The organism is Bradyrhizobium oropedii (assembly GCF_020889685.1).
GTDB lineage: Bacteria > Pseudomonadota > Alphaproteobacteria > Rhizobiales > Xanthobacteraceae > Bradyrhizobium > Bradyrhizobium oropedii.
The window spans coordinates 16,645-39,767 of record NZ_JACMYO010000067.1; the positions used below are offsets into that span (position 1 = coordinate 16,645).

Sequence of the window (23,123 nt, forward strand, 5' to 3'; positions counted from 1 at the left end):
CCCCTACTCCGCCCCCGAGAAAGCCGCCCGCAGGATCATGGAGCATGCTCGAGCGTTCGAGCCAAGGCTGGCTTGAGTACCACGAGAGCGGGACGTTCGTGAGGATGAAGCAGGCGGGGAAGGACCTGTTCGCCTGAGAAGAAACGGCCCCAGCGGGGCAGAGCCAGGGCCGCCAGTTCACACTTTGATCGTCCGCTTGCTGCTCGGCGGGAACAGCAGCGAACACGGTAATAAACTAGGTGCGCGGAGATCGTTCCTAATCACACCGTGTAGAAGAAGAGGCTCGCAAGCACGCAAAGCAGCTCGTTGACGGCCAAACCATAGAGCTGTGGGAAGGCGCCCGGCGGATCGCCATCTTTGAGACTAAGTTTAATATTGAACCAACACTTCATCCGATAGATTGCCCCTCTCAATGCGCAAGACGAACCTGCAGCGGCTCCTGGCGCGTCGGCCGGAAGGCATCTTCATCTCGGATTTCGAGCAAGGCGAGATCGGCCCGGCACTCTTCCGGAAGGCCTGCGAGTTCGGGTTCGAGGGTCTGGTCTCGAAGCGGTCAGATCGCCCTTACCGAGGCGGCCGATGCCCGCACTGGATCAAGGTCAAGAACCGGACCCATCCTGCAATGTCGCGGGAATTTTGAGAGTGCGTTGCGAGCAATTTGCGATTGGCCAAGGTATCGCGGCTGACTAAACAAAAGGAGCGACCCGTGAAAGTCTGGATCTATACCGATGCCAACAAACAGGTTGGCGACCGTGATCACCTCAAAGTCTTTGCTACCGATGACGTCGCTGACGAGTGGTTTAAAGCAAACGACCCGGAGGGCGTCGCGTTCGAATACGAAGTCCTTGGTCCTCGCAAGCCCGTACCGATTGGTGGGCGACTGGCCCAAGCCAGGCGAACTCCAAGAGGCCGTTAGCGAAAGATGGCCCGGCTGCTTCCAGGCAACCGGGCCAAGTCTTGGGAGAAACAGGCCTGAAGACAGGCCGAGCTACCGCCGTCACAGACATGCCGGCGGATTCTCGACCTCATCCCAGGTCCGCGAGATCGAATGCACGACAATGGCGCGCTGGTAGTATTCTAGAACGACGTTCTGTCTGCTGGCTCGCATAGGATTCCTTGGCCTACCCGCCAGATCGTTTGCCGGATCGATCGCAGCGCTGGCCAGCTTCCTGCGTCACGGTATCGAAAGGAACAGCACGGGGCAGCCCGAGTTGATCCCGCGAGGAGAGGCCAGGAGCACTCCCGTGCCCGTGACAATGGCATGCGCCAAAGATCTTGAGCTCATCGCTCTGCGCGAGCTCCGCAGTCTCCCGGGCGGAGAGCATGTCTGCCACGTCGAAATTAACCCCTCCGGTACTGATTGGACCTTGGTGCCCGTGGTGCGTGACGGCGCTGACCCTGAGCAGGTCCTCGTGTCGGCAAAGACCACCGAGCTGCGGCTGAAGCAGCGGTACTCGGTCCGATTCGATTGGTGAGCGACACGATTTCATTGCAGCGTCTTCCGCCGCACAACGGCTGGCTCGGAAAATCCTTGCCCCATTTTTGCTGAAGACGCGCCAGAACCGAACCCTGAGACGAAGAAGGACGTCGCTTGGTTCGCGTTGAACGATGACCGACCGCTAACGGCCTTTGACCCCGGCGCCGATAGCATTCAACGCCGGACATAGACTAAACCCCTTTTCATCCTGCCGCTCCGATTGCCACTTATTCCCACGATGACCTTCCTAAAAATCCTCAAGCGCAAGGTTTTAGGAACGACGAGCTCTAGGAAGTGGTTAAGCTCACACGGCTGTAACCGCACAGGTGCAATGGACAAGGATGTACAAAGACGCGATCATGGACGAGCTGAGGCAGATTGAACTCGACGTGGTCGAAGGTGAAAGGCGGCTCGCTGAGCTTGAGGCGCGGCTGATCGAATCGAAGCGGCTGAATGAAAACGTCACCAAGGTTGAAGCCGAACTCGAAGTGATGCGCAAAAATCAGCTCGACCGAGAGCAGAACCGCCAACGCCTGCTTTCACTTCTACACCCCTAGAAGGCGTTATTTGATGACCCCCCAAGAGCGCAAAGACATGCCTTGGATTATCGCCGCCGCCGCTTTGGCTTTCGTTGTCGCGGCCGTGGCGGGAGGAATGACCTATTTTCATTAGCCGGATCGGGTGCCTACAGCGCATCGGCCCCAGCGCCCGGGGGAGAGCACTGAGGCCGATGGTCGTCCACTCCTCAATCCGACCGCTGTTGCAACGCCACAAACTGCCACTTGTTCCCGAAATGAAAACGGCCTCAGCGAGAGGGGACGCGCTGAGGTCGGTTATCTCACTCAGCACGGGACGACCGGCCCAAGCTCGCTGCCGGTCGTCTCGAAAGCGACGGCCGGCGCGGGTGGATGCAGAGGGCATAATTCCCGGCCGCGAGTGTCCTAACTAGGGCAGCACCGGGCCACGAGGCATGCCGGTTGGCGGATTCTGCTAGCGCCGCCGCGCGACCCAGATCCCGATCAGGAAGGCGACGAAGAGCGACTGTAAGGGCGCTTTCACGGCAACCGCGCGAAGCCGCTCGGCCCAGCGCAGGGCGACATCCCGCGACGGCTGCTGGGGCCGTCGCGGGATCGCTTCGGAAGTCCGACCGCTACCGTCCTGCTCCTCGATTAGCCCCGAGGCTTCCGTCATCGCCGAGGCTTCTTTCATATCCATGCGGCTCTCCTATCACAGGGTCGGGCCGACTTCCGCCGCGGCTTGGCGGTGGGTTCTTCGCTTTCTTAGCCAATCTGGCAAAACGCGAGGTAAGATCGCCAGTTCCAATTGCGGGCCGAACGATTGGGCCAATTTGAATCAGCTCATTGTTAGTGGAGTTGCGTTGTGGCGTTTCAGCGGAGGAAGCCCGAAGCGATCGGAGCGAAGGCGCTCTTCCCGGGCTTCATCGCGCCGCGCTCGCGTCGTCCATTGACAAGGTGCCGCGTGGCACACGCTGGATCCACGAAATCAAATTCGACGGCTACCGCGTCCAAACCCATCTCGCCAACGAGGAAGTGAAGATCTATACCCGTCGCGGTCACGACTGGACCAGGCGGTTCAAGAAGGTCGCCGAGGACGCCTGGCACATCTCGGCCGCATCAGCGATCATCGACGGTGAGATTGTGGTGCCGGCTGCCGACGGCACAACCGATTTCTCGGTACTGCAGAACGAGCTGCGCGGCCACTCGACCAAGATCGTGCTGGTGGCCTTCGATCTGCTCTATCTCAATGGCCGCGATCTGCGGAAGCTGCCGCTGAAGGAGCGCAAGGCCGTGCTGAAGAAGCTCGTCGCCGGCACTAACATCCAGTTCAGCGAAAGCTTCGAGGTCGACGGCCCCGAGATGTTCAAGCACGCCTGCAAGCTGGGTTATGAAGGCGTCGTCTCGAAGGTCGCAGATAGCATCTACCCGACCGGCGCCCGCAGTCGGGACTGGGTCAAGAAAACCTGCGCGCAACGCGAGACTCTCGCGATCGCGGGCTTCGCGCTCGACGGCAACGATTGGGATGGAATCTACGTCGGCCGCCGCAAGGGAAAAGAGCTGATATATGCCGGCAAGGTCGACCACGGTTTCGACAAGACATCGGCTGCGGATCTGCGAAAGCGCCTGACACCGCTGATCCGGAAAACGCAGCCCTATACCAAGCGCATTGCCCATAAGGCCATTTGGGTCGAGCCTGAGGTACAGGCCGAGATCGAGTACCGCGCTAAATCAGCCGAAGGAAAGGTACGGCATCCTTTCTTTCGGGGTATCCGGGAAGACTTATGAGCGAACCGGCATGTATCCTTTGCGACGATACCGCCTGGGCATGCGAGAACCACCCGGATCAGCCTTGGACCGGCGACCATGCGTGGCGGTGCTCCCTGCCCTAAGCGCAACAGGCCAAAGCCGGAAGATCACTCCCCGCGCCTCCCTCAAGGGTTTCGGAGTATGTTCAGTAGGCGCGATCGCCGATAACGGGGCCCGCTTGGTCACCTCAGCTATGGGCAATCTGTACACGATCTAAAGCGAATGGGGCCACCAATTGAAACGGCATCATTCTGTCGGCGCTGTTGGAGGAGCGGCGTTAAGGAGGTTGGAAACAGCTGTCACGAGCTGTACTGGCGCAAATGGCTTCGTAAGCAGGATGCTGGTCGGGACGCCTTGTGATGGCCACTGGTCAGCGCTGTCGCCGGTCATGTATACTACGGGCATATCGAGGTTAAGTTCTCTAGCCCGCCTAGCAACGTCCCAGCCGGTAAGCTCGCCCTGCAAATGGATGTCGGTAATGAGCGCTCGATACTGATGGTGATCGCGTTGGAGAAGAGCGAGTGCTTCTTCGCCTGACGCGACGGCCTGCGGCTCAAAGCCGCCCTCCGATAAAGCTTCTACCGCAAGTTCTTTTATGGAGAAATCGTCCTCAACTACCAAGACAAGCAAAGGAATTTGCACAATATCACCGCCTCCTGCCGCGACGATACGGCAGAGGCTTAAGTTACAAAGTGAACAGTTGTTCCGTTTCCGCGGAGACCACATTCCGAACTGCAGGGAACGTTTGGGTGATGCTTTGCCACGGTCGCAGCCTCGTTCGCGCGCAGAACGACTGTCTTGGTGCCAATCGAATCAAAAAGGCGTGCTTTATGGCCGCTAGCGATCCGCAACCTCATCAGGCTTAGGTCACAAAGTTCCTATAAACGCAGTTGGGCGCACCCTCGGACGGGAAATGATCCCGTCAGAGAGGCGCTGCAATGGCCGAGAATTATGCCCTTCCATCGTTCGATGACATGCCGGATAGTCAGCAGGCTCCTGCGCCTGAACGGCCGCTCATGTTCGATGACTTGCCGGATTGGCCCGGCAAGGAGTGGGACAATCAATTCCCTCGGGTCGATGATGCGCCGACCAATACGCCTGCGCCAACCTTTGAGGGGCAAGACTTCGATCAGCTACAAGCCAAATATGCCGGGCAAGATTTTGACGAACTGGCGAGACAGTATGGGGGGCAACCCCAAGCCGAAAGCGAAATGAAGACGTTCGGTCGCGAGGCTGCACATGGGGTATTGCCTGCAGCGGGCGGCATTCTGGCTGGTGCCGGAACTGGTTTCCTGGCCGGCACCGTCTGGCCTGGCATCGGCAACCTTGTTGGCGCCGTCGCGGGCGGCATTGCCGGTGCTTACGGCACCAGCAAGGCGCAAGAGGCTGGACTGAAGGCACTCGGGTACGATGATAGCCAGCAACGCGCGGCGAATGCTGAGGCCAATCCAAAGTCGTCTATGGCCGGTGAGATGGCTCCGGCCTTGGCTACCATGCGACCGGACCGGGCAGCGACAGCGCTGCAGCGCGGTGTCAGCGCTGGTTTGATGGGCGGCATCAATGCCGGCCAGCAGTATGCGACGACGGGCAAAGTGAACCCGGGAGAGGTTGCTGCCCAAGCGGTCGCAGGCGCTGCGCTCCCATCGTTCAACCGTTTCGGTCAGCGACTTGAGGCGACCGGGCAACGTCTCGCTGGCAAAGTCGCCGGCCGTCCCAATGTCGACCTCAATCCTGCTGCCCAGCCGGCGCAGGATGAGGCGCAGGCATCACAGCAGCCCGTTGTGGAAGGCGAAGCGGCGACCGTCCAGACTGCGCCTCCGGAGACTGGCGACACGGTAGGCAATCCCCAGTCGAGTCCGGAGAGGTCGGATCGGGTCTACGGGAAAGACACCGCGCCGTCCGAACAGGACGACATGCTGACGACTGGCGATATGGACCCGGCGACAGCGGCGGCGTTGCTGGACCAGTTCGAGGGGAAGCCAGCGCGCCAATCTGCGCCACAGCCAGTGCAAGAGCCCGACCAGCCGCAAGTGGTTAGTCCCCCACAACAGGCTGAGGGTGTGCGGCTGCCGTCATTCGATGAGATGCCAGGCGAGCATGGGCCCACTCCTCCCGCCGCGATGCCGGCTCGCGCGAACGATGGCGACAAAGTCCAGGGCGAAGTGGGCGCCGAAGGACTATCCGATCACACGCAGACTGACCAGCCGGAGGGCGCCTCCAAGTCGCCTACCCTGCGCGGCCTGATGGACAAACTCGTAAACGACGAAGGCGGCTGGGTCGACCACGGCAAGATTGTCGACGACCTCAAGTCCAAGCTCAAGGGATCGGCCTTTCTCCACTCATTCCTCGAGCCAGGGCGCAAGCCGACCAAGAGCTACATCGCTCGCGGCGTGCATGACAACAATCTCAGTCCCCAGGAAGAGTATGCACGCTCGCTCTCGGACGAGCTTTACAAGGTGCGCAAAGCGAAAGAGCAGCACGTCATTGACCTCCAGAAGTGGGCTGCGTCGCTGCCAAAGGAGCTGAACAACCCAAAGACGCTTGAGCGAATGTATTTCGCGCGCGAGGCCGGCAAGATCAACCAGCTCGATCCGCATGAACAGGCGCTCTACAATCAACACCTGAAGCCCCTCTTTGACGAAAACGACAGGTTGTTCGATCAGGTTTCGAAGCTTGATCCCGACATGCTTGGCCCCAAGATCCGCGATCACATCTATCGCATCGGGAAAGGCGACTCGCCGGAGAGAAACATCCTGAACCCGGGTGAGAGCACCGATCCGATCGAGGGCACGTATGCACTCGCCACACGTCCCCGGGGCACGATGCTCGATCGCAAGTTCGTCGCGTTGGAGAGCCCGGAGGGTCGTCGCTACGTCATCTCGCTAAATCATGACGGCTTCACGTTGTGGAACAATGGCCAACCGATGAAGGTCGTCGACCCCGGCTTCGAATACAAGAATGGCGAGAACTACCAGCTAGGTCACCGCGACTTCACGATGAAGGAAGCGACGACGCCGGAAATCGAAGAGCACGCGCGTTTGGCCGGCGGCGGCAAGCCCGAATATTACCACAACGCCGCCCTCTCCGCCTCTGCGGCCAATCTCGACCTTGGCGAGATTGCGCGGCATCTGCAGTTCTTGCAGGATCTTAAATCAAACCCCGAATTTCTGAAGCACGCCAAAAAGCCAGGCGAGAAAACGCCGGACAACTACGTCGAGACGCGGTTGCAAAACTTCAAGGGCTGGCGAATGGACCCGCAGCTTGCGTACGTCATGGATGACTTCGCCCGTCCCGGCATCAACGAACCCGCAATCAACCGGCTGCGCCAGCTGAGCCAAGCTGTGACCAAAACGATCTTCTGGATGCCGACGGCGCACATCCGCAACGTGGGTGAGCACTGGTTCGTTGAACGCGGCTTCCGATGGCTCCCCGGCACTGGCGGCTATAAAAGCCTCGCCCTGGATGGCCTGAAGGCGATCAAGTCCGTCGTTACCCAGGACGAATTGCAGAAGCAGTTACGTGAGAGCGGAGCCGGTACGATCTACGGCGGGGTTATTTCGCGCAACGCACTCGACAACTTGGCCAAGGGATTTGGAGAGGCGGTCAAAACGAACCCGTCAAAGTGGGACCCTATTGCGCGTCAGTTCGGCGTCGGACCGAGCGATCTCGTGAAGGCCGTTTACAAGGCTTCAAGCCACGCCATGTGGGCCGCTAACGATATGTTTCTCACTCACTCCGTGCTCGAGCATATGCGTGACGGAATGTCGATGCAGGATGCCATCACGAAAGCGGAGCGGCACATACCGAACTATCGCATCCCAACGACCATCATGGGGAGCAAGCAGGGAGCGCGTATCTTCTCTCAGATTTTGGCCGAGCCTACTTTCATGGTTTTCGGTCGCTACCACTATGGGGTCTTCAACTCCTATGCCAACATCGCCAAGGACCTCGTACGCGGATCTCGCGGCAACAAGCTGGACGCGATCGGCAACTTGTTCGCCATGGGGCTGCTCTCGTTCGCTGTATACCCGGTTCTCGATAAGGCCGCGCGATGGATCACCGGAAATGACCACGCAAGCGCGGCGCGTCGTGGGCCTCTCGCGATCCCGTACCATCTTCACGAAGCGGCCCGGGGCAAGGAAAACCTCACCACAGCAGCGCGCGATACATTTACCTTGTCTCCGGCCCTCTCAACAGCAATGCAACAACTCTCGGGTCTCGACTGGCGCGGGAAGCCAATCATCGAACCGGGAGATGTTGCAAAGGCCGCGCATGGGGACTGGCGTGGCGCCGCTCGAGCCGTTGCGCAGGAGGCAGATTTTTTAGGTCGAGGTCTGGTCTCGCCCTACTCCACCATGACCAACGTCATCAACAAGAAGCAGAGCTTCGCCGGCGGTTTGCGGGACCAGGCTCTCGATGTCAGAAACCCGAGTCAGGGCGCGATCCGCTACGAACAGCAATTGCCCAGGAAGCTGCAAGAATCGGCGGTCAGCCGCCAAAGACATCCTGTCGGGCTTGCAGAGCGGTTAGCGAACAAGGTCACTAAGCCTTAGACCGCCGCCCGTAATGGCCATGCACCCACGACGGGAAAGGCTGCTCGCGCCGCCACACAGCTGTGATGCTGTAGGCGACTCCCCTACGCGGGCCAGGGTGCAAAAAAGCGCCCGATGAAATTAGGACGGTCGCGGATACCTCGATCTGGCACAACACACCGCGCCTCACTCATATCCTGCTTTCTCAAGTCCCCCGATGTAAAGTTCGCGCATCCAAGGGTGAGCATGCGTGGCCCGATCAGCAATCTCTTTCAATGTTTGCACTGGCGTAAACGATCTGAGGACCGAGACGGCCTCACGGGCTTCGTCGGTTCTGCCGAGGTGCGCCAACGCTGCGGCCTTGTATCGCCACGTAACCCGTGCAGGGCCAAGCTCAATCGAACGGGTCAGCAGTGACAGAGCTTTGGCGAAGTCTCGTTCAAAGAACGCAACCATCCCCAAGCCCTGCACTATGAAATAGTTGCGCGGATCCAGCGGGTTGATGTGCAATGCTCTCTCAAAGTTGTGTCGCGCGGCGTCGAATTCACCACGAAAGAGATAGCCATAAGCGCTGTTGACACAAACGAGAGCTGAATTTGGCTGAAGGCGGAGCGCCCGTTCGCCATATTCCAGCGATTGCGCGTGCTTGCCAACGAGCACCGAGAGGACCCACGAAGCGACGGCGAGCGCGGTGCCGTCCTCCGGATCGGCTTGAACCGCTTGCTGCGCAATCCGCTCCGCCTCGAGCACACCTTCCCTGAATGGTCGCGCACCAAAAATGGATTGCCGCCCGATACAGTCAGCAAGATATGCGAGGGCGCTGGAATATTCAGGGTCTATGGCTACGGCTTGTCGAAGAAAGCCTTCCGCTCGCGCATAGGATGGCGCATCAAGCTCTCGCAAGAAAGGCTGCGCGCGCAGGAAGCAATCGTAGGCGGTCAAGTCGGAGGTCGGCTTTTTCTTCGACCGTTCGATTTCCCTCAAATTGATGGTCGGCTCGATTGCCGAGGCAACGGCGGAAGTCACTTCATCCTGCAACTCGAAAACGTTGGTGTACTCGCGCTCGAAACGGTCTGCCCAGATATGGTGTCCTGTCTCGGCCTCTATGAGCTGCCCAGTGATGCGAACCCTCTGGCCGGCTTTGCGAACACTGCCTTCGAGCACGTATCGAACGCCGAGCTCTCGCCCAACGTGCTTGATATCGACGGCCCTGCCCTTGTAGGTGAAGGTGGTATTCCGCGCGATCACGAAGAACCACTTCACGCGCGACAACGCGGTGATAATGTCTTCCACCATGCCGTCGGCAAAGTATTCCTGCTCGGGGTCGCCGCTCATGTTCTGGAACGGCAACACTGCGATCGAGGGCTTGTCGGGCAACGGTAATAGTTTGGTGTATTCCGCAAGCGGTTTGGCGCTAGCGGTCGCGGGAGGCAGAGCGGATCTCACAGCATACAGCCGCACCGGCCGGTCGATATTCTTGAGCGGCTTTTCGCCCAGATCGTCGAAAGCGAAGGCTGTCTTTCCGCGAACCTGCCGGAAAGCATCATCGGACAGGTAAACACCTCCGGGCACGCATTCGCTTTCGACCCGCGCGGCTACATTGACACCGTCACCGAAGATGTCATCACCGTCGATAATGATGTCGCCGACATTGATACCGATGCGAAGGGTAATCTCGGGGCCGCCGGCCTCACGTTCCGCCATTTTGCTCTGTACGGCCATGGCGCACGTTACGGCATCGACGGCACTTGCGAACTCGACGAGCAGACCGTCACCGGTGGTCTTTACGATACGTCCCTTGTGGCCGGCGATCGCGGGGTCAACAATTTGGAGCCGAACAGCTTTCAGCGCTTCCAACGTGCCGAGTTCGTCAGCGCCCATCAAACGCGAGTAGCCGGCGACGTCAGCCGCCAGCACCGCCGCCAATCGCCGCTCGATATGTCCAGTCGCCACGAAAACCTCAGCCGCAACTTCGACCGGCGGCCATCAAATCACGACAACGGGTTCCTCGCCAGTGCGGGCGGGAAGGATTCGGGGTTACAACAATGGCCGAATGGGGCGTGCGACGAAGGCCGGCTGATGTCCGCTTCTACGTCGACAAGCCCGCTGGCGACTTAAGGACATCAATGTGCTTACCGGCTCCTACCTGTGCGTGAGTGTGCCCGTACCCTAGAATCGCCGGTCAACCAGGAATTTCGCCTTTGCGTCGCACAACTACCCGATCACACTGCATTGGCAGGATGAGGTCCGTCGGTATACAGTGGCTATATGCACCATTTTGTGCGGAACGTCGCTTCAGCAGCTGGGCGGGCGCGGCTGCGCGGAGGAAATGATTCAAGTTTTGAAGCGCCAATATTCTGGATGAGGCGACGCATGAAGGTTGCCAGCAATATTTCGTTTGTCGATTTCGTTGACCGCAATCCCGCTGAGCGGGGCCGCGTAGGCCGAAACGCTAGACGGTCAGGTCATGCCGTAGCGCGCATCGTTGCCCTCGTATTGATTGCTATCTTGTTCGAAACCAGCGCGGCACGTTCCGATACGGCTCGCGAACGCTATGATGATAGTCGAGCCATGGCCGCGGCGGCGCTTGCGAGTGGTCGACTCGCAGATGCAACCAGATTCGCCACGCAAGCGTTCTCTGAATTATCCGACGGCACCAAAATTGAATTTACTCCAAGTAACAATGGTGTCGCGGCAATGGTCAGGTACGTCAACAGAAACGCAATGCCGCCCGTCAGGCAACAGCTCACGCTAGCGCAGTTTAATTCGTGGCTCACCAAATATGACTATTGGCAAAGCTTCACGCCGGGACAGAAGCCAGTCTTCTTAACAGATAAGGAGGTTGGGCTCCCAGCCAGGAAACAGACCGCGACTACACCAGCAAACCAGTCCGTGCCGAACTGGGATGACCTACCGACCTTTGATCCTGATGCTTCCCTGCGGGAACAAGATGGGCCTAATTGGCGCTTCAGACCGTTAGCCTTCATGCAAGAAGCGGAGCGCATCTTTTTCGCTGGTGTCGCTTTTGTCCTTACCGTGCTCGTCGTGCTGCAATTAAAGTCTGCGTTTCAGTCCACCGATGGATTTAGCCATGCACTCTTGCAGAGGTGGTCCGCGTTCAAGATTGGGATAAGGCAGCCTAAAACCCTGGAGCAGATTAAACGGCAGCAGGTTTTAGGAACGATCGGAGGAATCCTTTTCATTGCATGGTGGGCGGTTCGCGACATGCTGGATCCCGCTTCGTCCGATCGAATTCAGCGTCTTACCAATTTAGAAGCACATCCGTGGGCCAGCTTTGTCGGCGCGCTCGCTCCTATCATTCTGCTCGCGCCATTTGGCTATTGGTTGATCGGGCGTCTCGCGCGACGAACCGTGGCTGGAGCCGGTCAATCTACTCTCGAGACCCCTTTCGTCAGCGCAATAGCTACGACCGCAGCGCCCGGAGTTCATGCCGTCGGTCAAGAACGGTGGAAGATCATACAGGATATTGAACCCAAGCACTGCATCGCGTTGGGCATCTTCGTTGCCATCGCGGGCTTCCTTTTGCTGGACAGGTGGTGGCCGATGGGCGGCTTCTGGGGCAACGTTATGACCGGAAAATGCTTGGGAGTGCCATATCGCTACGTGTTGCTCTGCTCAATCGCTTCGGTCTCGTGGGGCCTTTATTGTAGTTGGTCGGAGAAGAAAAGTGCGGCAGTCACTCGGTCAGGGTGACACGCGCTCACGATGCGGTGCCCCCATCTCGGCTTCCTTGCGGCTTGCTTAAGAAAAAAGTTTTGGAGGTCCTAGGTATTTTTGGGGCACGTTAAGCGCGCGCGAGAGGGGTGCCATGGACAGGTGTACCCAGGGGGATCCATCGAGCGCCAACGCGTGAAGGCCGGCGCGGCGGGGGCTGTCGCTTGAAGATCGGAAGGCTGCAGAAAAAATAATTGAATGGCGCGACCATCAGCGTTCACCGGCGTAGTAGCGAGGCCCGCTGCGCACACGAGTGCATCAGCACCGCGCGTCGCTCAGGTTTCAGCTCGATCGGCAGGCGATCAAACTGCCATTATCGTGGTTATAGGAACCCGCCGCCGGCGCGCGCGTTTACGCACCCCATGACCACCATCGACATCATTCGCACTCGCGACGGGACCTATGCCGTCACCCTCAACGACGACGTCGTCGCAGTCGGACTAACCAAAGCCGCCGCGTGGCGCGCGGCGGAGGAGCTGGTGATGTCCGACACCGCCGAGGACGCGCTTCTATCACCCCGTCCCGCGTCCCCAGCGCCGGCAGGGCCGGTCAGCGAACTCATGGCCTACACAGCAACGCCGCCCGCTTGAAATCGATGCGGACGGCGTTGGCCCTAGCCCCAGGAAGGTGATGCAAAATCCTGGCTCGGATGAGCCTGCAACTTTCGGGCCAAGCCAGTTTTGGAAAGGCTGGTGTCATTGGGCCCATGGGTGCAAAGCCGCTCGAGCCACCACGGGCATCAAGCGCCGCGGACTAATTTGCAAAACTCCTAAGTTTCACAAAAAATAGCTGGACAAGCAAAATCAGCGGGTTATCATTTGCGAAACTTACTTGCAAAATTGAGGCGGAAAATGGCGACCCTCGGCTACGCTCGCGTCTCGACCCAGGACCAGCACCTCACCGGTCAATTAGAGGCCCTCAAGACTGCCGGTGCCGACACCATCTATCGCGAGAAGGTCAGCGGCGCCCGCGCCGATCGCCCTCAACTGGCGAAGCTCATGGCCGCTGTGAAGGCCGGTGACGTGGTCCTGGTCACCAAGCTGGACCGGCTCGGCCGATCCACCCGCGAACTGCTCGACCTGATCGAACGTATCGGCAAGGCCGGCGCGGTGTTCCGCAGCCTCGGAGATCCGCTCTTCGATACCTCATCAGCTCAGGGTCAGCTTCTCGCGACCATGCTGGCCGCTATCGCGCAATTCGAGCGCTCACTGATCGCTGAGCGCACTGGTGAGGGCCGCAAACGTGCCATGGCCAACAAGGTCAAGTTTGGCCGCAGGCGAAAGCTCTCCGAATACCAGCGCGAGGAAGCGGTGAAGCGCCGGGCTGCCGGTGAGAGCCTGGCGTCGATCGCAAAGTCCTATGCCGTCGATGTCAGCATGATCTCGCGTCTGGCGCCGGGATACCGCGCCCCTTTCGAGGCCGCCGACGCAGACGCCTGAAATAGCCCGGCCATCCATCGCCAAGGGGGTCCTGGCGGTCGGCCGGTTTGGTGCTCGCGGCCCTCGAGGGCGGATGGTGGAGCGCGCCGGAGAGGCCGACGGGCTGGGCTTCAAGCGGCTTCTCGACGGCGCCACGGCTCTGACGGCGCCAGCGGCCACCGCTGTCAAGGCTCACAAAGTCGTCCAGGAACCCCAGGAGCACCAGCGCGTTCAGGATGCTAAGTCAGTACCCGCGTTATCACGATGCCAGCACGCGCCAACAAGCCTTGGTCTCACGCGGACGAGCGGAAGCTCCTAGCTCTGCACAATGAAGCGATGCCCCTTAAATCCATCGCCAAAGCTCTCGGTCGGTCAGAAGAAGCTGTCCGGCAGCGCTTGATCGGGATTGGCTGGCGGCAAACGGTGAAACTGCTCCGACGCACGGACAACCCGAATGAGAATGTAATCGAGGCCGCAGCGGCGTTCGCCGTTAGCCAGTCCGGCAATGGATCGTAGTACCGTGTCATTGTTCCACCGCTGCCGGCCTGATCGGAGGAACTCACCGCTGCAACGGGGCATTTTCCTGGAAAAGCGGAGCGTCCGATGGAATCAATCTTGGGAATAGCCAGTCTCATCGGGACCTTCGTGGTGTTGGCAGCGCTCTATTTGCGGTTCGTTCGTGGCTAGCGCGTTGATGAACCCAGGACCGCCTCGATATGCTAGACCGATCGGCCTGAATGTCGCGAGCATCCTCGTGCTTCCTATACAGCTCTAACCACCGTGGCTGGGGCGAGAACGATCGCTCGGGTCGGGACCTGCCGGGAGACCCAAAGGGCGGACGCGCGTCACGTTGAAATTAGAAAAAATGTGCCGAAGGCGAGCAAGCCGCAAGATGCGACCACGACGCTGTCGTACAACGCACAGACAATGTCGAGTTCGCGATCGGTCATCTGACAATCCTGTGCCTGGGGACTGTTTCTCCCAAATTGATACACCCAGCTTGGGCTCATCCCCCAGCGCTAAGGGTGGTACCGTAGTCACACGGGGCGCAGACCGGCGCCTCAGATTTGAGGGCCGCCTGCCCTCGGCGCGGCAGGCCGGACGCGCTAAACGCACCGTCGGCTACGCCGAACTAATGCCCGTCGAATGGTTTGTTTGTGAGAAGCGTCACAGATCGATCGCCGCAGATTTGGGGCCTATCGGGTATAGAAACCGCTCGCATGCCCCCTTCGGCCGACGATCAAACTCTCAAATTGGGAGTTTGAGCGGGCAGGCATCGCGCAGCCTCGTCAGCGAGGAGACCCAGAGGCCAGCGGCGCGGATCCGCGCACAGGACGCGCCCAGCCGCGCGCAACCGTGTCCTTGCGCCCGCCAGGCATGAGCCGCCGGGACTGGATCGGGATGAAACCAAGCTCTCGCATGATTGTCGCCAACCGGCGCCCATTCTGGGTTGTCCTATGGGCCCCTACGACATCGAGGAGAGCGGTTGTGGACATGGCCTCCATGCCCTTTAGAGCGGCCTCCAGCGGCTTTCGCCACGGGTCTGGAGGCGGGACATCGGACTGTTGGGCGGCCTGGCGCATACGCTCAGTGAAGGACATGGCTAACTCCTGGGGTTCGCTGGCTTCGCGAGCGGCGTCCGAGCCGCGTGGCTCTTGTTGACCCGACGACCGGGCTGCTTGTGCTTCTGACACCTGCGATTGGGGATGAACCGGTTCGAGGATGCGGGTATCCGGACCTCAAACGGGGCACCGCACGTGGCGCAGGGAGACCGCCAGACCGCGAGCGAGGTCAAGCGGCCGTCGCGACGAACGTAGGGCTCGAGACCAATAAGGGTGTAGAGCTGGCCATCAACTACCCTCGTATTTTGCACAACGTCAGGCATGCCTTCTGCTCCTCATGCGCACTGGCTTGGATGGATCTCGACGGGGGTAACTGGGGAAAATGGGGTAAATTTTGAGCCACGCGGGAGAGAATGTCAGAGTGACATCGGCCCAGAAACGATCGAAAAACATCCCCACTTTCCCCTCTTACCCCACCTGCTCGACCCACCATTCATTTCCACGTTTTGCATCCGATCGGCACATAAACCGCCGATCATCAACGATGCGCCCCTTGAACCTCTGTAGCCATTTGCCGAACATTCTCGCGTCCGGCTGCATGCTCTTTCCCGAGCTTCGCAGGGCCATTGCCATCAGCGCGGCATAGAAATCGGGAAAGCTTGGCTCTAGCTCAGAATGCAGGTCCTCTCTGCTCATGCTGAGCCCCTTTGTCAGCACGTCAGCGAGCTTCCGCCGGCTTTCGCTACCAGTGCCAATGACTCTACTCCACGCCTCGAGCATGTCGCTCAATTCGGCTCGCTCGGGATCTTCCGCTCTTGCGGTCTCCATGGATTTCACCGGATCCTCTTTGCCGAGCCAAATCAGCGCTGAGCGCACCGTGTCGCTCCAGCCCTCAAAGGAAGCCAGTCTTGGTGCCTTGTCCGGTTTCCCGGCAACGAAATACGCCCGACAGATGGTCAACGCGGCAGCGATATACTTACCTCGATCGGCCAACACGCGATCAACAGGGTCGAAATCGAATTGGCGCAATTCAGGCCTCTCGACTTGTGGGTCGAGATTTGAAGTGACGGTACGGCGACAGACATCGCCCACGATTACAAAGTTATTTCCGGTGGCGAACAAGGAAGTGCCGCGTGCTTCGACACGCACGCTCTCGGACCTGCCTAAGATACGGACGTCAACAAACGGGCGTTCGATGATCTGACACAGCGCGTCGCCGCCGAGCTCACCCGTAATGTTGTCGATTGAGATCAACGGTTGGCCGGCCATCAAGGCAGAGCCGAGGCGCTTTTCCATCTCTTCCACGCTCGCGCCGGTGGATAGCACCGGCATGGGCTGTCCGATGGTAATGGACGCGACGATGTCCCATAGAAAGCTCTTGCCCGAGCCTGCGGTAGGTGCCCTGCTAGCGTGCATCGGGGTCACGGGGAATGCTCCGCGGACCACGGGCGTAATGATCGCAGACAACGCAGAAGCTTCCGCGACTTCATCGTCAAAAGGAAAGCCCGTTAGCAATGCCTCTAGCAACACCAACGCCTGCTCTGCGTCCTCTCGCGTCGGCCTCTCTGGTATTGGAGGCATCGGCGGCGGCTCGACCAGCAACAGGCGCGTCTCCCTGTCATACCCCGGTTCGGTAAGCAGCGAGCCATCGGGGCGCATCGTCGGCGCCGAGATTACACCGGCGATTGCTGGAAACTTCCAGTCTCCAGTGCGTGCCAAAATAGTTTGAGCCACCTCGCTAGGTGGATTGACAAGCACCCGGGCCTTGCTGCGAGCGTTGTACTTTTCCCATCGCGCATTTCGGCACAACAGGTCCCTCAAGTAGACGTCATCGAGCGCCTTCAGCTGCACGATCTTTGTTTGTCGGCCGCGGGTGGCATCGACCGTTTCAACGATTGGGCGAACCAGTCTGCCTCCGCGCTGATAGATCGCAACGCCGGCTGTGATCAGGACTTCTTCTCCGCGGGTGGCTAACGAAGATAGCTCACCATCCTCGATCTCAATTGTTGGTAGTCCATCCTGATCCACATTTGGCTTATTCCATTTCTGTCGAGCTCCATCTATCAGGGGCGTAAGGTCGGGATCTTCAGTCCCGCCCCGGCAATAAGGCGCGCAGGCAAATCTGATCGCTGCATCCGACCAGTTGCGGCCAATCATCGTGGCGATCGCGTTACGTATCGAGTTGTGCCAGTTCCCGGTTAGACGACTGGCTTCAAGGAGCGTTGTCAGTTCGCCGTCATCTCGGCTGACATTAGTTCTGCAAGAATCACGAAATTGATTCGACTTGACTGTCAGCCCGATCAGTTCTTCGGCCGAAAAAACGCGTGCGTCGGGGGGCTGTCGTAAGGCCACCACCTCGGCAATATATCCTCGCGCTTTTTTATCCGGCGTCGGGTAGTTGACTGTACCGGCAAGTCGCATGACGCGCGATGTATTCTGAACGCTGTCGCCACCGAGATACCCAACCAGTGAGGTGTTGGCTGCTTTCAGCCGATCTGGCGAAACGCCATCGGTAAGCCTGAAGTAAAGATGAGCTCGCAGATACGGCACACTCCCCGTGGTAACAATCAGGGCCGGCGATAGATAATTCTCCTTTAGGATGGCGTGGATGCGCTCAGCGTCGCCCTCGCGGTCAAATTCTGCCCAGGAGAAGGCCGACGCCACGACCAGATTGTCACTGGCTCTGCCACTTGCCGGACGGTTGCCCTGCCTTATCGCCGGCCCAACATAAATATTGTAGCCGGCCTTGTTCTTCGCTTCGGCGAATTTGATCGCATCCTGAAGTTCGAACACAGAAAAGTTTTCTGCGGCGGTAACGTTTCCACCGGTTGTGGCATGTCCGTACGCGATTTCGATCCATCCATCAGGATATGCCTGCACAAACTCAGGTGAAAACAGCGCATACAGGTGCTTTGCGATATCTGATTTGCTCGGAGTGAGCGGTACGAATCCATCCACCGACCTGCTGGCAAGCGGGTTCGGGGCGCCTCTCTCTGTGATCGGCACATCGGACGCACGCCCGTTCGGCCCCCACGCAATATCATCATGCGGGTCGATAATCGCAGTCAGATGATCGCGGGGAACGGCACTAACGAGCATCGCCATCTCCGCCGGCCGCCGCCTTCATCACAAACGTTGGCAATGACTTGATCCACGTTCGCAGATCCTCGTCCAAAATCAGCGTGCGTCGTCCATTCTTCACGGCGCGCAGCGTGCCAGCACGAATCGCTTCGTAGAGAAGCGTTCGGCTTACTCTGGTGGCCGTACATGCCTCCGGGATTGAGTGCGCCAACGGTGTAGTCATGATTGTCTGCCTTCTGTTGACCCGCGACTTGGTCTCGATCGTTGTCCGCCAATGAACGCTGGGCACATAGGTGGTGCGCACGTGGTTGCGGCTTTCTTTATGGCGCGCTCAGGGGCGCCAGCGCGCCGACTGGCTTGCCTGGCACCGAGATCGCCCGAGAGCTCCGACGCCCTGCCCTGGCCTCTGTCCGTTTGGTTGAAGTTGCCCACTCACCGCGGCGCCTCCGTGCGGAAGGCCAGCTCAGCCACCAGCCCAGCGGTTGGACCGGCCAGCGCGAATCGGCGTTGGAGATGCCAGGCCTGGGTGGCCGCGGGCTCGGATTGCAGCGCCGTGTCGGAGGTGCTAGTTTTTGGGCTGCGAGACTTCGAGTTGCGATTTGGGGCTGCCTTTGCCGAGGTGGCCCTTTCGCGTTCAGGCGGTGCCGGCATCCAGCACCTCCGCCCACTCGCAGCACCACGAACGGGACGTGAACGCACTCCGGGACTTTTTCCGGGACTTTGCGCCGTCAGACCCTGATTTTTGCTGCCTTTCGGCCCGTTTTTGTTCGCGGAGGCCTATTCCGGGCGACCCGCAAAACTCAAACAATTCAACGGCTTCGCAGGTCAAAACGCGGTCTTCGCCGCTTACGCATTCCAGTTCTGGAAGCTCGGATGCACCAGCGCCTCCGGCGCGATCGCAAGCACGATCAGCGCCGCCACCGCCAACGTGCGGAAGGTGATCGCGCGGCGGTCGACGATCACCGCGATCAGCACCACGGCCGTCATGAAAAACGATCGCTGCGTCGCGACCTCGGCTCCCGACAGCAGCAGATAGAAGGCCGCAGCGACCAGCGCCGCGGCCGCGGCCCATTTCTTGATCGGGTGTCCCGCCGTCAGCGCCGGAAACAGCGCGAGCAGCGCGCGGATCGTGAAGAACACGACGCCGGCGACCACGGCCATGTGGTAGCCGGAAATCGACAGCACATGGCCGAGTCCCGAGATGAACATCGCGTCGTTGACCGGCGTCGTGATCGCATCACGCCGGCCGGTCAGCAGCGCGGTTGCGATCGCGCGCTGGTCGCCGTCGAGCGTGGTGCGGATGCGTGCGTCGATGGCGTCGCGCAGCCACTGCATGAAGGCGGCATAGCGCAGCGCGAGGCCACCGGCTGCCGGCGGCTCCCTGGTCTTGACCGCGCCCATCACGAAGCCGGAGGCGCCGATGCCCTGGAAATAGAGGTCGCGGCCGAAATCATAGGAGCCCGGACGCTGCGGCCCGAGCGGCGGCATCAGCCGCGCCTTCAATTCAACGAAGCTGCCGACCTCGGGCGCGGTGCCCTTCTTCACCGAGAGCCTGACACGCTCGAGTTTTGGAGCCTCGCGCTGGCTCTCCATCGACACGACGCGCAGCACGAAGCGGTCAGTCTTCTCCCGGATATCGCGCGTCTCGACGAAACCGGTCAGCGCCACCGAGAACACCGGCCGTGCCAGCACGCCATGGGCGATCCGCGCCGTCTTCCATGTCGCCATCGCAAAGCCCGCAGCGATCGCGGCCAGCATCACGACGGCGGGAAACACGCTGCGCCGCCGCAGCAACAACGCCAGCAGACAGAGCGCGATTGCGACGGTCGCCGCGACCGACGGCACCGGCTCGTGCTCGGCCGCAAAATAGAACGCAATACCGGTGCCGAACGCCACCGGCACCCACGGCAACAGCCGTCCGGCGCCCGCCTCCGCGCGCGCCCATTGCCCCAAGGTCTCGACGAAAGGTCGCCAGATGCTGGCGCGCACCGGGAGATAGCCGCCGACCGGCGCGGCCGCGCGCGGCGGCCACGTCCCCGCGTAGCCGCGTTTGCCGCCCGGCGTCGTGCCCTGCTCCGCCATTCCGCTTGCGATCCCTACAGGGCGGGAGGCTAGCGGATGCCGCAGTCACCCGACTAGCGGAACGGATGCAGAATGCGGACCGGCAAGGCGGGATACCGGGACGGACCTGCCACGGCTCCCGGCGCACGGCACAGCTGCCGCCTGCGTCAATCCGATCGAGCCGAAAGTCTCATTAGGTACCGATCCCGTTGGGATTAGACTGCCCTGACGCCTCCACTCCCGGACACAGAGGGATGAGGCGGTGACGGCTCGCGGCACCTTGAAGGCCGCTGGAGCTCTTCTCAGGTGGCCCACAACTCCCCTGAGACCAGGCGTTGCGGACGAACTCGCAAATCTCGCCTGCAACGCCGCGCACCATGCGCACTCCGCGAGCGGATTGATCGCTGAAAAAACGCGAGGAGTAGCGTTTGCATTTGATAGGAGCAGCACATGGCAATTCAAGTACCTAGCGATTTTCGTCGCGTTATTGTCGCTGCGTCAGTGGGAAACATCATTGAATGGTACGACTTCTATATCTTTGGCAGTTTGGCAGCAGTGCTGTCGGTCAAATTCTTTGAGCAATCCCACCCCGTCGCAGCCCTGCTGAGCACGATCGCGCTGTTCACTGCGGGATTCCTGATCCGGCCGCTGGGGGCCTTCCTGTTCGGATGGATGGGCGATCGTGTCGGCCGCAAATATACGTTCCTCATTACGCTGAGCGGAATGGGCCTGGGGACGGGAGCGATCGGACTGATCCCAACCTACCAGTCGATCGGCCTGACGGCCGCATTCATTCTGTTCGGCCTGCGGATGATCCAGGGTCTATGCCTGGGCGGCGAATATGGCGGCGCCATCACCTATGTCGCCGAGCATGTTCCGGACGACAGCCGCGGCTACTACACGGGCTGGCTACAAACCTCGCCGACACTCGGGATCGTGGTGTCGCTGGCCGTGATCGTTCTGACCCGGACCTGGGCCGGCAATCAGGCCTTCGACGAATGGGCGTGGCGCGTTCCGTTCCTGGTCTCGTTCCTGCTGGTCGCCATTGCCATCTACATCCGCCTCCAGCTCCAGGAGACGCCGATTTTCCAGGAGATCAAGGCACGCGGACAGATGACCAGGAATCCCTGGCGGGAAGCTTTCCTCAGCGCCAACATCAAGTACATCTTGATCGCCATCGTCGTCCTGATCGGACAGGGCGTGGTCTGGTACAGCGGTCAATTCTGGGCACTGTACTTCCTGCAGCAGGTCTCCAAGGTCGATCCGGTTACCTCGGCCTATATCGTGGGAACCGCACTGCTGATCGCAACGCCGAGCCTGATCTTCTTCGGCTGGCTGTCGGATCAGATCGGCCGCAAATCAGTGATCCTCGGAGGAATGCTGCTTGCCGCGATCACCTACTATCCGCTGTATCTGTGGCTCGGCATGGTCACGCAGCCGGGACACATCAACTATCCGGTCGCCGTCCTCATCATCTTCATCCTCGTCTGCTACGTCGGGATGGTATACGGGCCGGTCGGCGCGTTCCTGGCAGAGTTCTTCCCGGCCAGGATCAGGTACACCTCGGTCTCGGTGCCGTATCATATCGGCAACGGTTGGGGCGGCGGATTGGTGCCGTTCATCACATCAGCCGCCTTCGCGGCGACCGGCAGCGTCGGTTACGCGCTGATCTACCCGATTGCCGTTCCCGCGGTATGCTTCGTGATCGCCCTCTTCATCATGCCGGAGACACGCAAGACCAGAATTTGGGAGCAGATCGAGGCGAGAGCTGCATCGTGACGGAGTATCCTTGCTGAGGCGGCTGCCCCCTCCAGCAAGTGTCATGGTCGACCTTCCGGCAAGTGCGGGACGACGCTTCTGAAATGTCCCACACTCGCCGTCCGTCGGCGTGATTACGTTGCAGCGGCTGCATCCGTCTGACATCGACCTGGCGAGCGGGATGATGCTTCACGCCATCGAACCTCCCCGGCCGCCCAGTGGTTGGCGGTCAGACCGACGTTTCAGTCCGTCTCCTCTCAGCCAGCTCGGTGATGCCAGCGATCGTGCCACCAGGTGGTGAAATCACGATCCGTCGTCAGCTCCCAGCAAGCGAGCACGATCACCACGATGCCGGCGAGCACGCTGCTCGTCGTGACCGAACCCTTTTCGTAGCCGAACGTCCAGGGTGCCAGCACCAGAGCCAATCCCATCAGCATCTCGCCCCATTCCTCCAGATAGGACGGAATGATGAATGCCTCCAAGGCAAACAGCACGACGCCCAATCCGAGCGCGATGGAGATCCAGAGAGCTGCCCCGGAGAAGCCCAGTGCAAACGGCGACGCGACCAGCCAGACGCCCACCAACAGGCTGGCAGCATCCTGCCAGTGTTGAATGCGCATATTCCTCACCTCCTTCTTCCGAGGATATGGTGTGGCACCGAAAAAAAAGCATCTGTCCGACCTGCGATGTGTTGCCGCTGCTGATCCGCAAGCCGACGACCATGCTGCCGTCCGTCGGCCCGGAAGCCGCTCTCCACACGATGAGCGGCAGCCTCGAGGCGCACGACGCCGGCCTCGCGCGCTGCCTACGCACTCTCCATGACTAGGAAGGCCCGCCGGCCCTCGACTTTTGTGTCAGGTTGCAGCGCAAAACCTAGATCAGCGGGGTCTGTGACGAGACGTGATGGCAGGCGATCTTCCAGTCGCCGTCCTCACGCGTCATCACCCAGGTGATCTTGACGGCGAGCGAGGGCGCATCGCCGTTGAGGAAGAAGGATGCGATGCCGGCCATGTTGACGAGATCGGCATTCACCCGGTCGGTCCTGACCTCGCTAAACTGAACGCGCGGCGCCTGCCAACGCGGCAGGCCATCAAAGTAGGCTTTGACGCCGTCGCGGCCGCGATAGAGCGTCGGGTTCGAGCCGAAGAAGAACGCGCTCTTCGAATAGAGCGCGG

At 60.2% G+C, this 23,123-nt stretch carries 16 protein-coding genes and 3 pseudogenes; 11 read left to right on the forward strand and 8 right to left on the reverse strand.

Annotation, left to right across the window (positions count from 1 at the left end; all coding sequences use genetic code 11):
• Positions 1-412 precede the first annotated feature (412 nt).
• The 4 genes and pseudogenes from H8A95_RS19945 to H8A95_RS19960 all read left to right on the forward strand — a co-directional run bounded on the left by H8A95_RS19945 (position 413) and on the right by H8A95_RS19960 (position 2,034).
• Positions 413-640 carry a DNA ligase-like domain-containing protein gene (locus tag H8A95_RS19945; RefSeq protein WP_338027891.1) on the forward strand — a complete coding sequence of 76 codons (228 nt, stop codon included), beginning with the start codon at positions 413-415 and terminating at the stop codon, positions 638-640.
• A gap of 66 nt (positions 641-706) precedes the next feature.
• On the forward strand, positions 707-916 hold the full coding sequence (locus H8A95_RS19950) for a hypothetical protein (protein ID WP_229184634.1): 210 nt from the start codon (positions 707-709) through the stop codon (positions 914-916).
• A 613-nt stretch (positions 917-1,529) separates the two neighbouring features.
• Positions 1,530-1,631: pseudogene (locus H8A95_RS19955) on the forward strand (SOS response-associated peptidase); the annotation flags it as partial.
• A 205-nt stretch (positions 1,632-1,836) separates the two neighbouring features.
• Positions 1,837-2,034 (forward strand): hypothetical protein, encoded by a 198-nt coding sequence (locus tag H8A95_RS19960; RefSeq protein ID WP_229184635.1) that lies wholly within the window; start codon positions 1,837-1,839, stop codon positions 2,032-2,034.
• Between the two features lie 433 nt (positions 2,035-2,467).
• On the opposite strand, the gene H8A95_RS19965 is transcribed toward H8A95_RS19960, so the two are convergent.
• A complete protein-coding gene (locus H8A95_RS19965) occupies positions 2,468-2,692 on the reverse strand; it encodes a hypothetical protein (RefSeq protein ID WP_229184636.1) in 225 nt (74 codons plus the stop codon).
• A 165-nt stretch (positions 2,693-2,857) separates the two neighbouring features.
• On the opposite strand from H8A95_RS19965, the pseudogene ligD reads away from it, so the two are divergent.
• Positions 2,858-3,780 (forward strand): annotated as a pseudogene (gene ligD / locus H8A95_RS19970) (non-homologous end-joining DNA ligase).
• 267 nt (positions 3,781-4,047) lie between these two features.
• On the opposite strand, the gene H8A95_RS19975 reads toward ligD, so the two are convergent.
• Positions 4,048-4,443 carry a response regulator gene (locus H8A95_RS19975; protein ID WP_338027892.1) on the reverse strand — a complete coding sequence of 132 codons (396 nt, stop codon included), beginning with the start codon at positions 4,441-4,443 and terminating at the stop codon, positions 4,048-4,050.
• A 296-nt stretch (positions 4,444-4,739) separates the two neighbouring features.
• Between H8A95_RS19975 and H8A95_RS19980 the strand changes: the two genes are divergently transcribed.
• The gene (locus H8A95_RS19980; protein WP_229184637.1) at positions 4,740-8,354 is read left to right on the forward strand and encodes a hypothetical protein; all 3,615 of its coding nucleotides are present in this window, start codon (positions 4,740-4,742) and stop codon (positions 8,352-8,354) included.
• Between the two features lie 165 nt (positions 8,355-8,519).
• On the opposite strand, the gene H8A95_RS19985 is transcribed toward H8A95_RS19980, so the two are convergent.
• Entirely contained in the window at positions 8,520-10,250 is a 1,731-nt protein-coding gene (locus H8A95_RS19985) for an adenylate/guanylate cyclase domain-containing protein (protein ID WP_229184648.1), read from the reverse strand.
• A 456-nt stretch (positions 10,251-10,706) separates the two neighbouring features.
• On the opposite strand from H8A95_RS19985, the gene H8A95_RS19990 reads away from it, so the two are divergent.
• From H8A95_RS19990 to H8A95_RS20000, 3 genes are all read left to right on the forward strand, one after another.
• The gene (locus tag H8A95_RS19990; protein ID WP_229184638.1) at positions 10,707-12,047 is read left to right on the forward strand and encodes a hypothetical protein; all 1,341 of its coding nucleotides are present in this window, start codon (positions 10,707-10,709) and stop codon (positions 12,045-12,047) included.
• Between the two features lie 383 nt (positions 12,048-12,430).
• On the forward strand, positions 12,431-12,658 hold the full coding sequence (locus H8A95_RS19995) for a hypothetical protein (RefSeq protein ID WP_229184639.1): 228 nt from the start codon (positions 12,431-12,433) through the stop codon (positions 12,656-12,658).
• A 261-nt stretch (positions 12,659-12,919) separates the two neighbouring features.
• Positions 12,920-13,507 carry a recombinase family protein gene (locus H8A95_RS20000; protein WP_229184640.1) on the forward strand — a complete coding sequence of 196 codons (588 nt, stop codon included), beginning with the start codon at positions 12,920-12,922 and terminating at the stop codon, positions 13,505-13,507.
• 2,009 nt (positions 13,508-15,516) lie between these two features.
• Here the strand turns inward: H8A95_RS20000 and H8A95_RS20005 are convergent.
• The 3 genes and pseudogenes from H8A95_RS20005 to H8A95_RS20010 form a co-directional block, all read right to left on the reverse strand.
• The gene (locus tag H8A95_RS20005; protein ID WP_229184641.1) at positions 15,517-18,147 is read right to left on the reverse strand and encodes a hypothetical protein; all 2,631 of its coding nucleotides are present in this window, start codon (positions 18,145-18,147) and stop codon (positions 15,517-15,519) included.
• On the reverse strand, positions 18,137-18,352 hold the full coding sequence (locus H8A95_RS44470) for a helix-turn-helix domain-containing protein (RefSeq protein ID WP_420839429.1): 216 nt from the start codon (positions 18,350-18,352) through the stop codon (positions 18,137-18,139). Before H8A95_RS44470 ends, H8A95_RS20005 begins: the two co-directional genes overlap by 11 nt.
• A 638-nt stretch (positions 18,353-18,990) precedes the next feature.
• Positions 18,991-20,211: pseudogene (locus H8A95_RS20010) on the reverse strand (ComEC/Rec2 family competence protein); the annotation flags it as partial.
• Between the two features lie 429 nt (positions 20,212-20,640).
• On the opposite strand from H8A95_RS20010, the gene H8A95_RS20015 reads away from it, so the two are divergent.
• The gene (locus H8A95_RS20015; protein WP_229184642.1) at positions 20,641-21,969 is read left to right on the forward strand and encodes an MFS transporter; all 1,329 of its coding nucleotides are present in this window, start codon (positions 20,641-20,643) and stop codon (positions 21,967-21,969) included.
• A gap of 236 nt (positions 21,970-22,205) precedes the next feature.
• Here H8A95_RS20015 and H8A95_RS20020 read toward each other — a convergent pair whose 3' ends face one another.
• On the reverse strand, positions 22,206-22,568 hold the full coding sequence (locus tag H8A95_RS20020; protein ID WP_229184643.1) for an SPW repeat protein: 363 nt from the start codon (positions 22,566-22,568) through the stop codon (positions 22,206-22,208).
• Between the two features lie 29 nt (positions 22,569-22,597).
• Here H8A95_RS20020 and H8A95_RS20025 point away from each other — a divergent pair, with 29 nt between their 5' ends.
• On the forward strand, positions 22,598-22,774 hold the full coding sequence (locus H8A95_RS20025) for a hypothetical protein (protein ID WP_229184644.1): 177 nt from the start codon (positions 22,598-22,600) through the stop codon (positions 22,772-22,774).
• A 47-nt stretch (positions 22,775-22,821) separates the two neighbouring features.
• Here H8A95_RS20025 and H8A95_RS20030 read toward each other — a convergent pair.
• Positions 22,822-23,123: YybH family protein (locus H8A95_RS20030; protein WP_229184645.1), on the reverse strand; the 302-nt coding region annotated here is incomplete at its 5' end.